The 17,177-nt window shown below is 40.3% G+C and carries 20 protein-coding genes and 3 pseudogenes; 2 read left to right on the top strand and 21 right to left on the bottom strand.

The features are described from left to right. Window positions 1–197 precede the first annotated feature (197 nt). From ACFORF_RS03075 to ACFORF_RS03110, 8 genes and pseudogenes are all read right to left on the bottom strand, one after another. Window positions 198–632, bottom strand: coding sequence for a nuclear transport factor 2 family protein (locus ACFORF_RS03075; protein ID WP_380425396.1), 435 nt, complete (start codon window positions 630–632; stop codon window positions 198–200). Window positions 633–656: 24 nt separating this feature from the next. Next, entirely contained in the window at window positions 657–1,157 is a 501-nt protein-coding gene (locus ACFORF_RS03080) for a nuclear transport factor 2 family protein (RefSeq protein ID WP_380425399.1), read from the bottom strand. Beyond that, the gene (locus tag ACFORF_RS03085; protein WP_380425401.1) at window positions 1,147–1,509 is read right to left on the bottom strand and encodes a nuclear transport factor 2 family protein; all 363 of its coding nucleotides are present in this window, start codon (window positions 1,507–1,509) and stop codon (window positions 1,147–1,149) included. Before ACFORF_RS03085 ends, ACFORF_RS03080 begins: the two co-directional genes overlap by 11 nt. Window positions 1,510–1,524: 15 nt before the next feature. Continuing rightward, a pseudogene (locus ACFORF_RS03090) lies at window positions 1,525–1,674 on the bottom strand (sugar O-acetyltransferase); the annotation flags it as partial. Window positions 1,675–2,189: 515 nt separating this feature from the next. Then, on the bottom strand, window positions 2,190–2,762 hold the full coding sequence (locus tag ACFORF_RS03095; RefSeq protein WP_380425403.1) for a TetR/AcrR family transcriptional regulator: 573 nt from the start codon (window positions 2,760–2,762) through the stop codon (window positions 2,190–2,192). Between the two features lie 99 nt (window positions 2,763–2,861). Then, entirely contained in the window at window positions 2,862–3,698 is an 837-nt protein-coding gene (locus ACFORF_RS03100; RefSeq protein ID WP_380425405.1) for an alpha/beta fold hydrolase, read from the bottom strand. An 11-nt stretch (window positions 3,699–3,709) separates the two neighbouring features. Next, a complete protein-coding gene (locus ACFORF_RS03105) occupies window positions 3,710–4,711 on the bottom strand; it encodes an NADP-dependent oxidoreductase (protein ID WP_380425407.1) in 1,002 nt (333 codons plus the stop codon). An 86-nt stretch (window positions 4,712–4,797) separates the two neighbouring features. Then, window positions 4,798–5,223 carry an Rrf2 family transcriptional regulator gene (locus ACFORF_RS03110; protein ID WP_380425409.1) on the bottom strand — a complete coding sequence of 142 codons (426 nt, stop codon included), beginning with the start codon at window positions 5,221–5,223 and terminating at the stop codon, window positions 4,798–4,800. Between the two features lie 249 nt (window positions 5,224–5,472). Here ACFORF_RS03110 and ACFORF_RS03115 point away from each other — a divergent pair, with 249 nt between their 5' ends. Beyond that, window positions 5,473–6,141, top strand: coding sequence for a helix-turn-helix domain-containing protein (locus ACFORF_RS03115; RefSeq protein ID WP_380425431.1), 669 nt, complete (start codon window positions 5,473–5,475; stop codon window positions 6,139–6,141). Between the two features lie 95 nt (window positions 6,142–6,236). Here the strand turns inward: ACFORF_RS03115 and ACFORF_RS03120 are convergent, their stop codons facing one another. Beyond that, window positions 6,237–6,821 (bottom strand): DUF2625 family protein, encoded by a 585-nt coding sequence (locus ACFORF_RS03120; protein ID WP_380425411.1) that lies wholly within the window; start codon window positions 6,819–6,821, stop codon window positions 6,237–6,239. Between the two features lie 11 nt (window positions 6,822–6,832). Continuing rightward, complete coding sequence (locus ACFORF_RS03125) at window positions 6,833–7,990, bottom strand: NucA/NucB deoxyribonuclease domain-containing protein (RefSeq protein ID WP_380425413.1); 1,158 nt, start codon at window positions 7,988–7,990, stop codon at window positions 6,833–6,835. Window positions 7,991–8,540: 550 nt separating this feature from the next. Here ACFORF_RS03125 and ACFORF_RS03130 point away from each other — a divergent pair. Then, window positions 8,541–9,368, top strand: a complete 828-nt coding sequence (locus ACFORF_RS03130) for a LysR family transcriptional regulator (protein ID WP_380425415.1) — start codon at window positions 8,541–8,543, stop codon at window positions 9,366–9,368. A 56-nt stretch (window positions 9,369–9,424) separates the two neighbouring features. Here ACFORF_RS03130 and ACFORF_RS03135 read toward each other — a convergent pair whose 3' ends face one another. The 11 genes and pseudogenes from ACFORF_RS03135 to ACFORF_RS03185 form a co-directional block, all read right to left on the bottom strand. Continuing rightward, a complete protein-coding gene (locus tag ACFORF_RS03135; RefSeq protein WP_380425433.1) occupies window positions 9,425–9,988 on the bottom strand; it encodes a TMEM175 family protein in 564 nt (187 codons plus the stop codon). Between the two features lie 125 nt (window positions 9,989–10,113). Beyond that, entirely contained in the window at window positions 10,114–10,527 is a 414-nt protein-coding gene (locus tag ACFORF_RS03140; RefSeq protein ID WP_380425417.1) for a flavodoxin family protein, read from the bottom strand. Between the two features lie 35 nt (window positions 10,528–10,562). After that, window positions 10,563–11,417, bottom strand: coding sequence for an aldo/keto reductase (locus ACFORF_RS03145; RefSeq protein WP_380425418.1), 855 nt, complete (start codon window positions 11,415–11,417; stop codon window positions 10,563–10,565). Between the two features lie 49 nt (window positions 11,418–11,466). After that, on the bottom strand, window positions 11,467–12,339 hold the full coding sequence (locus ACFORF_RS03150) for an alpha/beta hydrolase (protein WP_380425420.1): 873 nt from the start codon (window positions 12,337–12,339) through the stop codon (window positions 11,467–11,469). 34 nt (window positions 12,340–12,373) lie between these two features. After that, window positions 12,374–12,523 (bottom strand): annotated as a pseudogene (locus ACFORF_RS03155) (NAD(P)H-binding protein); the annotation flags it as partial. A gap of 61 nt (window positions 12,524–12,584) precedes the next feature. Further along, the gene (locus ACFORF_RS03160) at window positions 12,585–13,445 is read right to left on the bottom strand and encodes an aldo/keto reductase (RefSeq protein WP_380425422.1); all 861 of its coding nucleotides are present in this window, start codon (window positions 13,443–13,445) and stop codon (window positions 12,585–12,587) included. Window positions 13,446–13,735: 290 nt separating this feature from the next. Further along, window positions 13,736–14,491 (bottom strand): SDR family NAD(P)-dependent oxidoreductase, encoded by a 756-nt coding sequence (locus ACFORF_RS03165; protein ID WP_380425424.1) that lies wholly within the window; start codon window positions 14,489–14,491, stop codon window positions 13,736–13,738. Between the two features lie 166 nt (window positions 14,492–14,657). After that, the gene (locus tag ACFORF_RS03170) at window positions 14,658–15,086 is read right to left on the bottom strand and encodes a cupin domain-containing protein (RefSeq protein WP_380425426.1); all 429 of its coding nucleotides are present in this window, start codon (window positions 15,084–15,086) and stop codon (window positions 14,658–14,660) included. A 3-nt stretch (window positions 15,087–15,089) separates the two neighbouring features. After that, window positions 15,090–15,419, bottom strand: a complete 330-nt coding sequence (locus ACFORF_RS03175) for a carboxymuconolactone decarboxylase family protein (protein ID WP_380425427.1) — start codon at window positions 15,417–15,419, stop codon at window positions 15,090–15,092. Between the two features lie 77 nt (window positions 15,420–15,496). Next, the gene (locus ACFORF_RS03180; RefSeq protein ID WP_380425429.1) at window positions 15,497–16,360 is read right to left on the bottom strand and encodes an aldo/keto reductase; all 864 of its coding nucleotides are present in this window, start codon (window positions 16,358–16,360) and stop codon (window positions 15,497–15,499) included. 424 nt (window positions 16,361–16,784) lie between these two features. Continuing rightward, a pseudogene (locus tag ACFORF_RS03185) lies at window positions 16,785–17,090 on the bottom strand (helical hairpin domain-containing protein); the annotation flags it as partial. Between the last annotated feature and the right edge of the window lie 87 nt (window positions 17,091–17,177).

Below are 17,177 nucleotides of genomic sequence, written 5' to 3' on the forward strand. Positions count from 1 at the left end.
CATCAATCACCGACCGCGAAAATGTTTAGCTTACAGAACAGCCGTTGAAGCTTTCTTGAACGAGTTCAAATAAATGTTGCACTTTTTCTTGCAATTTATCAAATAAACTCCGATTCCAAATTGGGGCATCTGATAACCTGAATTGAGTGTTAAATACGTTTGTTCCATGGTAGTTTCCTTCCTTTATATTGTAGTCCTTAGACTTCTTTGACGTCTGTGTAAATGAAATGCGACGTACGATTGGCTATCTTCCATTGACCATCCACTTTCACGTACTCATCTTCATAACGAACACCTTGCGTCGTTTGAACCTGCTTACCTTTTTCATTAGCACCAATTAAGACCACCTGACAATAAGCTGTGCCTGTTGCTTTATCCCCATCAATTTGGACGACTTGTTGGCCATTGAGATGGTATACTGTGTCAAACAGAGCTAGAAAAGCTGCACAGGCTTCTTCGATAGCTTCTCGACCTTCTTGCTTAAACACTTGGTCTCCATTGTGCGAGGTCAAGGTTGCATTTTCTACAAACAATTGCGCCTGAGTCTTTGTATCCTTGATATCTGCTAAATTAGAAAATGTATCCACTAATTCTTTTAATGCCAATTTTCCCATAAGTATTTCTGTATTCATGTTTTTACCTCTCTTTATTTATATCTAACCAATTATTTGCCACTTACCATCTCTTTTTTGGAAATAGCGATCACCCGGGACAGACCAAGTCCCTTCACTACCATATATCTTGGCATGGATTCGCTGTTTAACCTGCATGAGGACACGATCCCCTTCTTGTGAAAAGGTATATGCTGTATCCAAAAAGTCATAGTAGTTCATCTCACCATTTTCAATATCTGCTAGCCATTCCTCCTTGGTCTGGGTTCTCCCAGTAATATGAACGGCCACATAGTCATCTGGCAAAATGGCATCTAAAGTAGTCATATCTTTATCTATCATAGCCTGGCGCATTTGCTCAAAAATGGCAATCATGCTATCTTTATCTGCTTGTGTCAGCACGGTTTCCTCCTTCTTATCCGATTGACTGTGCTCTGTTCTTATTTGCTGTGCTTTTTCAATTTGTCCAGTTTGTTCTTTCTGGCTACCGCACCCCATTAGCAACAAGGCAACCAAAAAAGTCATCATTCCAAGCTTAGTTTTCATTTGCTGGTCGCCACCTCCCCTCTATTTTTTCAAAGGGCAACTCAAAGTCCATGGTCCAAACCTTCCGAAATCCATAAATACGAGCATCCGTTTTAGCCTTAGAATGAAGAATGGCTCGCTCATCACTGAGTAGACGCACCGTCTCAGAAATAGGCTTATAGGTGTAATATCGGAAAGTCCCTCCTCGAATATAGTCAAAGTATTCCTCCCGCGTCTGGTAGTAACCACCAACATGACGGAAAAGATGATCTTCTGGATAGAGTTGTTTGAGTTTATCAAAATCCTGTGCAATAATCGCTTCCCAAATCTCGTGTTGGAGGGCGATAATCTCTCTTTCTGCAGTTTGTGTCATTTAGTCTCCCTTCATCCGAATCAATTTAGCTGGATTGCCGCCCACAATGGCATTAGCCGGAACATCCTTTGTCACGACCGCACCACTAGCTAACAATGCATTGTCGCCAATAGTAACCCCTGGCATAATTTTGACACCTTCTCCAACCCAAACCTTTCTTCCAATCACGACAGGCTGGCAACGTAGGACCAGAATATCTTCCATATCATGATTATCGGTCACAATGCTGACGTTGGGCCCAATAAAGGTGCCATCACCAATTGTCACCCCGCCGATGGACATAAGGGTCAGGCTGTGATTGATAAATACGCCTTCTCCTAGGTGAACATTTTTTCCAAAATCAATTTGTGATGGACTCATGATATGGGTCGATACGGGCAATTTCCTTCCAAGCAAGTCACTATAAAGTCCATGAATCTCTGGGGAAGTTGGCTGGGTTTGATTGATTTGAAATTGTAGGTCTCGACAACGGTTAAACTCTGCTAGCACAATGTCTTGATAGTCCTCTTCCATCATACTGACTGCATCCCCGTCAGCCAAACGGCTCCAAATATCTTTTGTCATATTGCCTCCTGTTGTTTTTTCTAAGTCCATTATAAAAGCCCACTGTGACAAACACAATGGGCATTTTTCTAAAAAGGTGGCTTATGCCACGCATGAGCCAAAACTGTGGCAAAAGATTATCTCAAAAGGGAATTGACACCTGCAAGCGTAAGAAGATTGGCTGTTTCAATCACATCTTCAAGAGGTGTGCTTTTTCCCTCTTCGACCCACTGACGGTAGATAGCAAGTCCTGTATTTTGAACAAAATTCAAAAGGCTAATCTTTTGAAAATCGCTGAGCTGGTTGACTTTTTCGGCCTTAGACCAAGTGGACGCCATGACCATATCCACCATATCTTGACGAATCTCTCTGTAAGAAGATTGGCTGATGGTAATCTTATCATAGGCCTCTCCCTGCTGAGCTGAAAATTCAAAAAAGGCGCGTTGCATTTTTTCCAAATCCTCAGGCAGAGAAAAATCCTTAATCACATCAATATAGGCCTGAGCATACTTCTCCTGCATCTCAGCTAGCAAATCATCCAAAGTTGGATAATAACGGTAGAAGGTCTTTTTATTGATGACAGCACGCTTGGCCAACTCTGTCACTGTGATGTTGTCATAATCCAACTCACAAATCAACTCCTCAAAGGCTTGATAAATAGCTGTAATCGTACGTTTCACACGTAAGTCTTCAAAACCTGTTAATTTCATAGCAGCCCCTCCGCATGTATTCTACCAAGAATTCAAAGGAAGTACAAGTGGTATCCAATCGATTGAGGGTTTTCTTATTTTCTCCGTGCCAACAGTATCCTACATCTTCAAAAAGTCAATGACCTCTCTTGCAAACTCAGATGCATACTGGAAGATAGATCCGTGACCTGCATTTGGATAGATGATGAGTTGGCTGTTTTTGATTTTCTCATGCATGATATAAGAGTTCTCAGTCGGAACTTGCATATCCTTGTCACCGTTGACAATCAGCGTTGGTTGCGTGATAAAGGCCATATCTTCTTGAGGATCTCTCCCCCAACGTTTGATAGCCATCAGCTGGGTCAAAAATCCTGGGACATTCATATCCTTGTCTGCATACTCGGCTTTTCTTTCTCCCATACGACCCAAAACTTTTTCAGCTTCCAGGAGACCTGCTTTATCGTGGTTATAGAAAATGTAGCGTTTTGGATCCACGCGCTCCAGACCAGCCTTCAGCATATAGCGGAAAGTTTTTCCTGTCACCTTATCCACTTCAACTCCGCCACGAGGTCCTGTTCCTGCTAGAATCAAGCGGTTAACCATTTGGCTATCAAGACGAACGATTTCTTGGGCGATAAAACCACCCATAGAAAGACCGAGCAGGTTAATTTTCGTATGCCCCAAAGCCTTGATAATAGCATGAGCCTGCTCTGCCATTCCTGGAATCGTAGGAGCTACCTTGCCTTGACTGGCTCCTACGCCAGGCAGGTCAAGGACAATGACATGCACTTTTTCAGCTAGTAAATCTAGCAATTTTGGGTCCCAGTTATCCAAGGTTGCGGCCAAATGGACCAACATGACCAAGGGCAGTTTGGACTTGCCCTTGCCTAGTTCCCGGTAGGCAATCTGATTGCCAGCGACAGTAAGGTATTGATTTTTGCTTGTGATATAAGACATAAGTACTCCTACTATTTAAAACTGAGGACAGTTTTTCCACGTGAACGACCATTTGCTACCTTATCAAGGGCAGCATTGACCTCCTCAAAGGGGTACACTGTATCTATAGATGGCTTAATCTTGAGCTGACTAAAGAGGTCTGCCACTTCCTGCAACTGTTCACCATTACTCTCGACAAAGATAAAGTGGTAATGTACACCATATCGCTCTGCCATTTGATCAAATTTACGTCCAACCAAACCGAAGAGTAGTTGTTTCCATTTCGGTAAGCTCATTCGTTTAGCAAATGCACCATTAGGCATGGCACGCAGAGAAACGAGTTGCCCACCCTTTTTCATAATACTCATTTGCTTCTCTGTCTCTTTACCACCAAGTGTATCAAGAACATAATCTACATTACTAAGCGTTTCGGTATAATCTTCTTTCTTGTAATCGATAAAGCGGTCTGCTCCTAACTCTAGAACCCGATTAGCATTATCCCCTGATCCATTCGTGATAACGGTCAACCCTTTGGCCTTAGCAATAGGAATCGCCATCCCACCGACACCACCTGTCCCCCCTGAGATAAAAATGGTCTTGCCCGCTTGTGCTCCCATCAACTCAAGAGCCTGCATAATGGTTAAAGCTGTCAGTGGTACAGCTGCTGCCTCCACATCAATCAGATAGGAAGGAACTTTGGCAAGGGCTGTAGCTTCTACCGCTACATACTCCGCAAAGGCACCGATGTTATCAAGGGGCAGACGACCAAAAACACGATCACCGACCTGAAACTGGCTCACTTGATTGCCAACAGCTTCCACCAGACCAACCACTTCGTTACCGGCTATTTGTGGCAATTTGTAAGGGACAATCATTTTGACCTCACCACGCGAAATCATATTGTCCAAGGGATTGACACCTGCGGCAGTGACTTTGACAAGGACTTGATTCGGTTTAATTTGTGGTTTAGCAATGTCTGTTAGGTTAAGTACGATATTGTTTTTGTTATAAGATGTGTGTTGTGCTGCTTTCATATAAAACTCCTATAGCTTTTGTACTTGTATCTGATACAAACATATGTTTTTCCTAAGAAAATCTGATCCATAACAATTGATCAGATTTAGCTTTTTTGGGCCTGTTGATAAAGATTTTGAATAACATCCCGCAGTGTATGACCAGCTAGTTCTTCCTCCAAATGGGATTCAACTCTAGCAAAAATCGGAGATACAGCTCCTTCAATATGCTTTCCGACTGGGCAGTCCAAATTAGCATTTTGATGGATTTGAAAAAGCCTGATTCGCTCCACTTCTTGAGTAGCAAAGTAAATCTCAAGTAAGGTCATTTCTTGAGGAAGTTTACTGAGTTGGTAGCCTGATTTCCCTTGATGAGAGTTGATAAGACCCGCATTTTTTAAAAGAGAAACTACCTTACGAATATAACTGGCATTCGTTCCTACACTAGTGGCTAAGGCTTGCGAACTCAAAACTTCCTTACTTTCACTAATCATGGTCAATATGTGAAGGGCAACCGAAAATTTAGTATCCATAAGACCTCCTTTCTGTTCATGTATCAACTACAGGAACAAGTTTAACATAAACTCCATCATAGTGCAAGATTTTTGCAACAAAAAGTTGAAGACTTCCTCCGCACCTCAACTGAGATAGTCACTTCGATACTCCCCCACCCCAAGCTAAAAAGCCTTGGAGACAAGGCTTTTTAACATACTTTCGTTCAACCGTTTCTAAGCTTTCACCAGCAAACCAACTACCTCGGTGGTTCGCTGTCTCCGCTCTGACTGCGTACCAGCACTTGTCAACCACGGACAGCTAAGAAACTATCCCAGACAGCTATCGCACATGAACTAGGTGTTACTAGAGCTACATTGTCTGCTTGGGAAACAGGCAAAACCGTCCCTAACAAGAAACACCTTCAGGAACTAGCTCAAGTCCTCAGTATAGAACCTAGTGACCTTCAGGAAGAACATCCACACCTAACCCTCTATAAACAGCTCAACAAAACAAACAAAAAGAAGGTCGATGAGCTAACTCATGACCTTCTTCTGGAACAAAAGGTTATCCCACTATTTTCAGTTCATGTCCTTGACAATGTGGCTCTATCAGCAGGACATGGCTCTGGCTTCTACGACGAATACGAGACTAGAGAAGTCTTTACCGATAAGGACTACCTCTACGATGTAGCAACTTGGATCACAGGACATTCCATGGAACCTGTCTACCAAGATGGGGAAGTCGCCCTCATCCGTGAAGGGAGCTTTGATTATGACGGAGCAGTCTATGCGGTGGCATGGAACGAACAACTCTACATTAAGAAAGTCTACCTTGAAGATGAGGGATACCGCTTGGTATCCATTAACAAAGATTACCCTGACAAGTTTGCGCCAGCAGAGGATGAACCAAGGATTGTGGGGAAAATTGTGGGGAATTTTATGCCTATTGAACAGTAAAATCCCTTGAAGAGTCAATTTCTTCAAGGGATTTTTTTGAATACTGAGCAGGAGCGTTACCACTTCATATCTAGAAAATCTATTTGGGAAATATACTAATTTAATTGTATATACATATCTCTGTTTAACTCAAAGAGTTCTCTAAAAGGAACAACATTTATAGTCGGTGTAGCAATTTTATATTCCTTACTCCAAAGATACGGATATATTAACAAGACACCATCCTCCTCTATTTGAATAGAATTATTAATTACATATTCAATAGGGAAGTCTGAATAAAACAAAGAAAATTCATCTGTACATATCCATTTAACAAAATTATGATATGTAATTTTTAAATTTTCCCAATTCATAGTATCTGGTGCAAAATACCATATTTGCTCTCCACCAGAATGATAATCTTTTATTACAAATAAACCACCAAATATGTCATATGCCACAAGAAGTGAGTTAGCATCATAGTATTTTTCGTATATTCCATTTGCCCATTTAATACCAAAATTTTCATCATTTCCTAAAATTTTTAAATATTTATTTACTATAATATAGCCAAATATATTACTTATGCTAGAAATATCCCAAACATCTCTATGTTTACTAATATTTAAAAACTCGGTTTTTTCTAGACTATAATCAATGGTATTACTACTTTTGTCAAATTGTGTCAGTATATCTATCATTGCCCTATCTCCTAATCTACGATATCAATGAAAACCTTCGTTCCATTATCGAATGGTCTAAGTTGATGTCCCATTGAAGAGCCTGAACCCCTATTATCTGATCTGTTGATTGCTCTCACACTAGCACCCTCTCCACCTTCTGCAAACATAGCAGGTGGATACTCATCTAAGTCCATATCAGGAACTTTATCTATTCCTTTCAATGACTGACTTCGATTTGTTTTTGCACCTGGGCGATCAATTGTTAAGATAGAAGAAGGGCCGTTCGCTCGTGCATCCTGAATATGCTGAGCAGATTCAGGATATTTACTTTTCGACACTTGAATAGTCACAATATCATTAGGCATAGGTAAAGCCAAGTGCTGTTTAGGAGCCTCAAGTCTTGGGGCATTAGGATCCGGACCTGATATTAGCTTTTGAGATGTAGATGTGTTAGAGCTAGTAGATGTGACATTTTTAACTGGTCTCGTATGTATGTAACCAGGTTCAAGAATCTCACCATATACCTTATTTCCATTGCCATCTACAGCTTCCACAGGGATTCTAGACTTATTAGGTCCAGGGTTGGACAGTTGCTGAACAGGAGTAGATGACTGACGAGACTTCGTAACTGCAACATCTCCAGATTTCGGCTTGTTCTTCGGTACATCTGCTTTGGCAGATTTCTTACTTGAAACACTACCCGAACCATTGGTTATGAGATTGAGACCATAGTCTGTCGCGACATTCTTAAGGGTAATTGGATTCCCTGTCGCAAGGGAGATTCCCGTATCTATGGCTGTCTCAACACCAGCTTCAACACCCGCCTTCGCAACATGACGAACGGTCTGGTTAGCAATATTTTGTGTCACATTAGCAGCCACATTGGCACCAGCTCCAATAAACTGACCACCGACAAAACCTGTAATAGCTCCTAGTCCTGCTCCTTTGGCAATAGAGCCAACCAAGGCCCAACCACGTTGCCCTGAGCTATAGGCATCATAGCCAGACATAATGGCTCCAGAAGCCGCACCACCAATCGCCATTGCGACTGGGGCACCTAGACCACCGGTTGCTACGGTGAGGACAATACCAACACCAATAGCACCAGCTGTGACAGCTACCTTCCTCCAGTCAATCTTCTTAACGTAGTTGGCAACTTGAGTATCATTATTATACAATAAACTCAAAAAGAGGGCAAATTTGCCCTCTTAAATCAATCATCGAATCCCAAACTATCTTTTTAAAGAAATCCAAAAATATCAAAACAAATACTCTCGAAGATAGCCAGCTTCTAGCATAATTGTAAACTACTATGATTAAAAACTACATTTATCTAGTAGCAACTACTCTTTTTCATTTGTTATTGCTAGTAATGTGGGATCCATAATTAATTCTCGATTGACTTCCGCTGCAACACCAGTAATTTCAAAGAAAATCAGCATTTAAAAATTATTACTCCAGAAAAATTCTTGCTTTGATATTGAAACTTTTTCGATATCAATTCATACTATATCAAGCAATTTAGAAAACAGATGAATCAAACTCCAAAACAATATCGTAAATTATTTCAAAAAATTAAATGAGTATAAGAAACAAAACAATTCCATTATTTAATCTAATCTTATTCATACAGCCACCTCCACTTGATGTCTCTATTTTACAAGTGCTTTAAAAAATAGTACAATAGCAATTAGTTAGACTGCTATTCATAAAGTGAATAGTCACAAAGGAGAAGATATGATCAATTTACAGCACCTAGAACAATTGATTACGGTCGCTAAAGAAGGGACACTATCACGCGCAGCTGAGGTTTTGTTGATTTCACAGCCGTCTTTGACCCGTAATATGCGTCAGTTAGAAGACGACTTAGGCGTCCAGCTTTTCCAACGAAGTAAAAACAAACTTTCCTTAACGGAAACTGGTAAATATACTGTTCAACAAGCAGAAGCTTTGCTCAACCATGAGCAGCAATTTTTGAAAAATATCCAACGTTTTTCTCTCCAAGCCACGACTTTATTTGGCGGCATCTCAGCTCCTGGTGTAGAATGGGAAGTGAGGAATCGTTTGGCAGAGCAGGATTTAGAACAAGAAGTCCATGTCGAGTTACATGATAATGACTCCCTACTAGAAGCCCTACTTAGTCAGAAATTCCAGTTTATCGTGACAGACTTTCCAATTGAGCATGACGATGTGCTGACAACTGGATTCTTCAAAGAACAACTTTATATTTCCGTTCCACCTGCCCATCCCTATGCCATGCGTGAGGAAATTACATTGGAAGATTTGGCAAACCTAACCATGCTCTTGCGGGCCGATTTGGGGATTTGGCAACCACTTGTGGATCAGCTAACACAAACCAAATTTATTGTCCAGACAGATTGGGAAGCCTTTGACGAACTGATCTCTGCTTCTGCTTTGCCAAGCTTTTCAACCAATATCACCCAGGCCGCCTCTGATAATCCAACCCAACGTGTGCATGTCCCAATCGTAGATAAGGAAGCCACAAAAACCTTTTACATCTCAACTTTGAAAAAGAATAAAAGTGTACTACTGCAACTCACTTGATAATACAAAAAAGTATGGTTCGGTTGAAAACCATACTTTTCTTTATCTTATGAATATTACTGACGAATCGCTCTTGGTAGGACAATAACGACTGCTGTAAAAAGAACGGCCCACATCATTGCTGATGGGAATACTGTTAAGGTCAAGACCAGACCTACTAGTTTTACCACAATATCAACTATTCCAGCTCTATCTAGAATATTAAAATGCCCTGACTTTACAGTCTCTGGATTTAATTGTTGCATCTCACGATACATCCAGACGTTACAAGCTGTTACCAGAAGAACAATGACCCCATAGAAGGTTTGAGCAACTGAATTGTTAAAATCAGCCGAAACAAGGGCTGTTGTATAAGGGAAAAAGGAGGAGAAAAAAAGTAGAACAATCGAACTCCAAACCAAATTGGTGTTGATTTTATCAACCACATCCCAACTACGATGCAGATTAACCCACATAGTTCCCAACCAGAAGAAAGAAATGGTGTAGGCGAAAAAATTGGTCCGCAAATCCCATAGAGCCTGCCAGCTAATCTGATCCGGCCGTTCCAATTCCAAAACTAAAATCGTCATGATAATCGCCAAGACGGCATCTGTAAAAGCGATTAAACGCTCTTTTGACATTAACATTTGTATAACAATCCTTTCTGTTTACTCCTCATTTCATGAAGTTCATTATTTTTGTGTCATAAAATAACCTGACTATTATACCATAAATTGCTAATGTTGAACCAAAGAGGACTATCTTCTTATTGATTCACCATTCCTAGATAATCTAATCCATAAAGCCCAGCATAACGACGCATGGTATATTCCCCCATTTTTAGCACTTCTTGTGTTGGCGCAGAGCCTTGAAAGATGAAATAAAACGCTTTTCCGATGAGCTGATCTTCGACACGATTATACTGTCGATCCAGAAAATTCCGTACCAAACCATTGATGCTATGCCAATAGACTGGTGAGCCAATCACAATTGTATCTGCTTCAAATAGCTTTGCTAGCACCTCTTCAAATTGATCATCTGAGAAATCTTGTCCGTAATCATAAATTTTATAATCTACTAGATGAAGCGTTTCAAAAGATTGATCTCCTAATAATTTTTTGGCTAAAGCGACGGTATTGCCATTTTTATTGGGACTACCGTTTAAAAATAATATTGTCATCCCACTTTCTCCTTATTTACCGCACTCTATACCTATTAAAATGATTTTCCAACAAATCCAGCAATAATTTCGACAGCTTTTGCTGAATGATGATCTTCAAAAAGTGTTGTATTTGTATTCAGACTAGAAATTTTTTCCATGTCTTCAGCTGATAATTCAAAGTCAAAAATATCAAAGTTTTCTTGAATGCGAGTTGGTGTAACGGACTTAGCCAATGAAACTAGGCCTAATTGCAAATGCCAGCGCAACATAACTTGAGAAGTCGTTTTCTCATATTTTCTAGCAATTTCAACTAAGACTGGATTTGAGAAGACATCGAATTGACCAGCAGCCAAAGCTCCCCAACTTTCCGCAACGACACCTTTTTCTGCCATATAGGCACGTTCTTCATTCCGTTGGTTAAAGACATGGAGTTCGATTTGGTTAACTGCTGGAGTTACCTCGTTAAAGGCGGCAAGGTTGGCTAATTGGTCTGATTTGAAATTTGATACACCAATAGCACGAATCTTACCTTCTTTGTAGAGTTCCTCCATAGCACGCCAAGCTCCAAAAATATCTCCAAATGGTTGGTGAATGAGATAAAGGTCTACATAATCCATGTCCAATCGCTCCAAGGATGCGGCAAATTCCTCTTTGGCTCCCTCATAAGAGAAATCTGAAACCCAGAGCTTAGTAGTGATGAAAAATTCCTCGCGCGGTAGGCCTGAAGCTTTGATAGCTTTACCAACAGCGACCTCATTGCCGTAGATTTGGGCGGTATCAAAATGACGATAGCCTACTCGAATCGCTTCTTCAACAACTGCTTGGCATTGCTCCAAATCAGGAATTTGGAAAACTCCAAATCCAACCATAGGCATTTTGATTCCGTTGTTAAGTGTTGTGTATTGCATTGTTTACCTCGTTTTTATCTATTTTCATTATTCAAATGGATAGTTAGGATTAAATATTTTTTTCAAAGAAAGGTATGATTGCCTCAAAGGCGACATCTACAAAAGGATGGAGGTCATACATGTCAAAGTGGCTTGCTTCAGGGACAACTACCCATTCTTTTACATCACTCTTTGCTGCATCAAAGATTTCACGAGATGCTGGTTGGCTCCAGGCATTTTCAGCAGTAACAACCAAGTACGGTTTGGTCATATCTTTCATGATATTGGTCACATTGTAATTGATCAGCTCTAATTGACTCCAAGCCACGACTTGATTGCTCCACCGTGCACGATTTCCACGAGCAGAATAGTAATATTGTGCCCCCTCTTCAAAGGCACGAGGTTGGAAATTAAGTGTAATTAGGTCACCTGTCCCATTTTCATAAGCTTCTTTAGCTATCCTTACTTCCTCTTCTGGCAAGAAGAATGATGTCATTGGCGAAGTTGAAATATCAGAAATAGCTGGCACGACTGCGGTAATGGCTTTTAAACGGCTATCTTTGACACCAGCAACAGACATATAAGAACTAGACCCACACATGCCTAAACCGCCAATGCGGTTCTTATCGACATAAGGAAGGCTCTCAAGAAAGTCTATCGCTCCTTCGATATCTGATTGTTTAACATCAGGAAGCTCTTGCTGGCGTGGGAAACCTTGACTTTCGCCAAAATAAGCGCCATCAAATACCAAGGTAACGTAACCCGCTTCTGTAAGTGCATCGGCATAAATGGCTTGAGCTTGTTCTTTTACGGAAAGCATGGGCCCCGTTACAACAATTGCCGGATAATTTTTATTCAAATCGAAGTTTGCAGGCAAGCGAAGGATACCTGCGAGGCGGAGGTTTAATTCTTTGTTCAAAAAAACAACATTTTGTGTTTGCATTATCAGTTCTCTCTTTCTTTAATGGGGTAGTTGCTTAGTAAAAGCTAGGCTTAGTAAAGGCAGTTCCTACTTCACCTAATCCCAAACTTTCACGATGGTAATCTTCTTTACCAGTGAGCAAGTCAACCACAAATTGCGCTACCGATTGTATTGATACTTGAGCGGAAGTAAAGGGCTCACCTTCAATTTAGCCAGCAGCCCCTAAGATTAATACTTTTTTCATTCCCTCTACATCACTTTTTCACTTAGTCATTTGCATGAATATCATAAGCAGTCAAAAGGTATTCGCCCACACCTGGCGCATCTGGATCATGAGATCCCTTTCCTTTATCAAGAGCACGGAGTTCGGCTAGTTCCTCAGCAGTTAATTCAAAGTCAAAAATATCTTTGTTGGAAGTCATACGGCTCTTTTTAGTTGATTTTGGCAAGACAACAATACCCTCTTGGTTGGCAAAACGCAAGATAATCTGACCAACATCTTTGCCATACTTACTTGCAAGTTTTGTGATCACAGGCTCTTCGAATAATTCTTTATTACCTTGTCCAAGCGGAGCCCACGCTTCAATAGTTACTTGATCTTTAGCAAGCAGGTTCCGTAATTCTTTTTGTTGAAAGTATGGGTTGAACTCAACTTGGTTGACAGCTGGGATAGTCGCAAAATTTGGAATAAATTGTTTCCAAAAGTTCGGTGTGAAGTTTGAAACACCGATGGATTTAATTTTACCAGCAGCTTTGGCTTCTTCAAGAGCTTTCCAAGCCTGCTCCACTTCCCCGTAAGGTTGATGAAGTAGATAGAGGTCAAGATAGTCAAGTCCCATTTTCTCTAGAGTCGCATCAATCGTTGACTTAGCAGTCTCATAGGCGAAATCTTGAATCCAAAGTTTGCTAGTGACAAAAATTTCTTCTCGTAGAATGCCTGAATCTTTGATCGCTTGACCGACTTCTTTTTCATTGAAATAAGCTTGCGCTGTGTCGATATGACGGTAGCCAACTTCCAAGGCTTCTTTCACTGCTGTATAAGTTGAACCATCCGCTGGAATTTGGAATACTCCAAAGCCAATTGCAGGAATCTTGTTTCCATCGTTTAATGTGATTTGTTGTGTCATATGTTTTTTCCTCTTTCTTATTTATGAATCTATTTTATTCTTAAAAGAGTGAATAGTACAATACTTATTGTTTATTGCAGTATTCATTTTACAAATACTGATAGACTATTCATCTGAGTCAGCTTTTTAAGATGAATGGTTTATCTTCATCAGTAACAGAAAGCTAAGGTCGTCTGAGCAGGTGTTGCTGATGTTTGTGAAGATTGTTAACCACAGGCAGCTAAAGTGATAATTGACGCTAGCCTAACTAATCCGATAAGTAAATGCTTATTATTCATCGTTTTTCCGTTTTAACTTGCCCCCTGTCCACCATCAACACCGTAAATAGCACCTGTCACAAATGAGGCTTGTTCAGAACCTAGAAAAACTGCCAGACTTGCAACTTCTTCGGGACGTCCAAATCGGTGCATTGGAATTAGTTGAGAAATAGCCTGCTCATGTGCCTGTGCTTCCTCAGCTGATAAATCTGTCAAATTCCAAATATCTGTACGAATCGCCCCTGGTGCAATGGCATTGACACGAACACCGTCATCCGCCAACTCCATGGCCCAGACACGTGTAAAGTTTTCAACAGCTGCCTTGGCACCGAGATACATAGACATATTTGGTCCACGGTGCTGAGCACCAACCGTTGAGAGGTTGATAATATTTCCCTTAGAGGCAAGAATAAACGGTAATGTTTGAATCGTGACATCCAACAAAGCCCGCACATCAAGAGCAAAGGCACGATCGTAATCTGCCATTGTCAACTCTTTAAGTGGTGTAACAGGTGCCCAACCTGCATTATTAACTAAAATATCCAACTGACCATTAAAGTCTGATCGAATTGTTTCTGCGATTTTAGTCACGTCTGCTGAATTCGTAATATCTGCTACAACATAACTAATTGCTTCATTAGCTTCAGAAACTTCTTTCAAGACTGCTTCACGACGGCCAGCAATAATTACCTTCGCACCTTCTTTTGCATAGCTTTCTGCAATGGCACGACCGATTCCTGATCCGCCACCTGTAACCAAGGCAACTTTATTTGTAAATAATTGAGTCATATTCGTTCTCACTTTCTTTTGATAGTATTAGTATAGTCCTAAAATAACCGTTTGAAAAATATCAATAATCTATACTAGTATTCAAAAATGAATAGTCAAATTTCAAATTAAGTCATCAAAAAAGTCAGTTGACCCTTGTCTAACTGACTCTGAGACTATAAAGTTATTAACTTAGTGCTAAGTAATCCTCTTCTGACACAGGCTCCAACCACTCTGTTTTGGTATTGTCACCTGGTACTTCGACCGCAATATGTGAAAACCAGGAATCACCTTTGGCACCGTGCCAATGTTTGACATTTGCTGGAATAACAAGAACCTTTCCAGGTTCAAGACTGACTGCTTCCTTTCCCTCTTCCTGATACCAACCTTGGCCAGCAGTACAAATCAAGATTTGCCCACCACCCTTATCTGCTCGATGAATATGCCAATGATTGCGACAACCAGGCTCAAAGGTAACATTGGCAAGAAAGAGCGGTGACTGTTCATCAACAAGCGGATTGAGGAAAGACTGCCCATCAAAATACTGTGCAAAGGCCACATTTTCCTGCCCTTGTCCAAAGATGTTTTCTTCATCAAAGCTTACTTTATCTGACATATTTTATTTCTCCTCTTCTGTCCAAATACCTTTTGCCAGACGAAAGACTGCCCAAGCCTTTGGCCATCCCGCATAAAATGCGACGTGAGTAATAACAGCCACAATCTCTTCTGTTGTGACACCATTATTTTTGGCATTTTGAAGATGATGCTCTAGTGAACTGTCTGTAATTCCCTGAGACATCAAGGCCACAACTGTAATCATACTACGTGTCTTTAAATCAATAGCTGGGTTGTTCCAGTTTTCTCCAAACAAAATATCATCATTAAAGTGAGCAAATTCTGGTGCAAAGTCCCCTAGAATATCACGCCCAGCAGTCTGTTTAATAGTCATTTTTCTATTCCTTTCATATCTGAAATAATGCAAAGTGAAAAGGTTGGAAAAAAGCATCTTCCTTCCCTTTTCTCCCTTTAGTTTTCTCCATTTTTTCTCTGTTCAATCAAACGCAAGAACATGTCAACTGTTGAAGCATCTTGGTGATTGAAAAACAGACTTTCTTTTGTATCAAGTTCTGCAATGACTGTCATATCCTCATCCGTTAAGTTAAAATCAAAAACATCAATATTCTCAGCCATACGCTCTGGTTTTACTGATTTTGTCAAGCAGACGATACCACGCTCCACCTGCCAACGAACCATAATTTGAGCTGTGGACTTACCATATTTTTCCGCAATCGCCACTAGTGTCGGATGAGAAAAGATGCCATTTCTACCTTCTGCAAAAGTAGCCCATGACTCCATCTGAACATTGTTTTTGATCATATTCTCTTGTGCGAAAATCTGTTGATTAAACGGATGGGTTTCAACTTGATTGACCTGTGGGGTGATTTCATTAAAAGCCACCAGATCACTCAGACGATCGGGATAGAAATTGCTGACACCAATGGCACGCAGTTTCCCTTCTTTATACAAGTCCTCCAGGGCATGATAAGAACCATAGTAATCTGAAAAAGGCTGATGAAGGAGCATCAAGTCTAGATAATCTAAGCCCATGACCTCCAAGGAATGTAGAACAGCTTTTCTCGTTTTCTCATAACCGTAATGCTCTAGCCAGACTTTGCTAGTAATGAAAAATTCTTCCCTTGGCAAACCTGATTCTGCGATAGCTTCACCAACTTCTTTTTCATTGGCATAAGACTGAGCCGTATCAAAATGACGATAGCCAACCTTAATAGCATCAAGTACAGCCTGCTTGGTTTCACTAGCAGGAATTTGGAAAACACCAAATCCTAAAATCGGCATTTTAACACCGTTGTTTAATACTACATGTTGCATTTGACTCGCCTCACTTTCTGACTATTAGTATAGTCCTATTTTCAAATATGTACAATAGCAATATTTAATACTAGTATTCATAATCGATATACCTACTAGAGAAAAAACGATGGAAAACTATTTCCACCGTTTCATATCATTTGTAAACTTCCGATTACTTCACATTCTCTTTAATCCAATTTTCGACATGTGCAGTACTATCAGTATTCGCTAAGCTTGCAGTCGAATTGCCGGTCGAATTTGCTGAGCAAGCAGCTAGCAAAATGGTTGCAATCGCTGTTGTTGTAAACAATTTTATTTTTTCTTGAGTTCATTTCTGTACCTCTAAATCTTTTTTCTTGTCCTTTGCACATGATTTAGTATAAACGATAAAAACTCGTGGGTAAAATAGTGATTTTTGATAACAGTATTCAGAATGTGAATACTAGAATAGATTTAACTCTTCTCCGTCAACTATATTTATTCTGTTCCTGAGAATGTTAAAAATATTTTCAAGCCTCCTCACCCCATTTTCATATTCATTGATTTTACTATTTAATTGATTTTGAATACCTTCAATCTCAGATTCTACCTGCTCAATCGTTAGCTCCTGCGATAAGTTTAGCTTTGAGCGCTCATACTTAGCTAGTCGCTTAGTGTCTTGATTCTCACTTTGTAGGTTTACAACTACTTCTGCCATTTTATTTAATGTGGCATTTTTTTCTTGTAAGTTTGTTAGATAAATTGCAAGAAAAAGTGCAACATTTATTTGAACTCGTTCAAGAAAGCTTCAACGGCTGTTCTGTAAGCTAAACATTTTCGCGGTCGGTGATTGATG

Origin of the sequence: Streptococcus caprae (assembly GCF_042649745.1) — a bacterium.
Lineage (GTDB): Bacteria > Bacillota > Bacilli > Lactobacillales > Streptococcaceae > Streptococcus > Streptococcus caprae.

What these genes read in the sequence shown, in the direction of transcription:
- ACFORF_RS03075 (WP_380425396.1), bottom strand. Translation starts at nt 632, where the DNA reads ATGAATACAGAAATACTTATGGGAAAATTGGCATTAAAAGAATTAGTG.
- ACFORF_RS03080 (WP_380425399.1), bottom strand. Translation starts at nt 1,157, where the DNA reads ATGAAAACTAAGCTTGGAATGATGACTTTTTTGGTTGCCTTGTTGCTA.
- ACFORF_RS03085 (WP_380425401.1), bottom strand. Translation starts at nt 1,509, where the DNA reads ATGACACAAACTGCAGAAAGAGAGATTATCGCCCTCCAACACGAGATT.
- ACFORF_RS03095 (WP_380425403.1), bottom strand. Translation starts at nt 2,762, where the DNA reads ATGAAATTAACAGGTTTTGAAGACTTACGTGTGAAACGTACGATTACA.
- ACFORF_RS03100 (WP_380425405.1), bottom strand. Translation starts at nt 3,698, where the DNA reads ATGTCTTATATCACAAGCAAAAATCAATACCTTACTGTCGCTGGCAAT.
- ACFORF_RS03105 (WP_380425407.1), bottom strand. Translation starts at nt 4,711, where the DNA reads ATGAAAGCAGCACAACACACATCTTATAACAAAAACAATATCGTACTT.
- ACFORF_RS03110 (WP_380425409.1), bottom strand. Translation starts at nt 5,223, where the DNA reads ATGGATACTAAATTTTCGGTTGCCCTTCACATATTGACCATGATTAGT.
- ACFORF_RS03120 (WP_380425411.1), bottom strand. Translation starts at nt 6,821, where the DNA reads ATGATAGATATACTGACACAATTTGACAAAAGTAGTAATACCATTGAT.
- ACFORF_RS03130 (WP_380425415.1), top strand. Translation starts at nt 8,541, where the DNA reads ATGATCAATTTACAGCACCTAGAACAATTGATTACGGTCGCTAAAGAA.
- ACFORF_RS03135 (WP_380425433.1), bottom strand. Translation starts at nt 9,988, where the DNA reads ATGTCAAAAGAGCGTTTAATCGCTTTTACAGATGCCGTCTTGGCGATT.
- ACFORF_RS03140 (WP_380425417.1), bottom strand. Translation starts at nt 10,527, where the DNA reads ATGACAATATTATTTTTAAACGGTAGTCCCAATAAAAATGGCAATACC.
- ACFORF_RS03145 (WP_380425418.1), bottom strand. Translation starts at nt 11,417, where the DNA reads ATGCAATACACAACACTTAACAACGGAATCAAAATGCCTATGGTTGGA.
- ACFORF_RS03150 (WP_380425420.1), bottom strand. Translation starts at nt 12,339, where the DNA reads ATGCAAACACAAAATGTTGTTTTTTTGAACAAAGAATTAAACCTCCGC.
- ACFORF_RS03160 (WP_380425422.1), bottom strand. Translation starts at nt 13,445, where the DNA reads ATGACACAACAAATCACATTAAACGATGGAAACAAGATTCCTGCAATT.
- ACFORF_RS03165 (WP_380425424.1), bottom strand. Translation starts at nt 14,491, where the DNA reads ATGACTCAATTATTTACAAATAAAGTTGCCTTGGTTACAGGTGGCGGA.
- ACFORF_RS03170 (WP_380425426.1), bottom strand. Translation starts at nt 15,086, where the DNA reads ATGTCAGATAAAGTAAGCTTTGATGAAGAAAACATCTTTGGACAAGGG.
- ACFORF_RS03175 (WP_380425427.1), bottom strand. Translation starts at nt 15,419, where the DNA reads ATGACTATTAAACAGACTGCTGGGCGTGATATTCTAGGGGACTTTGCA.
- ACFORF_RS03180 (WP_380425429.1), bottom strand. Translation starts at nt 16,360, where the DNA reads ATGCAACATGTAGTATTAAACAACGGTGTTAAAATGCCGATTTTAGGA.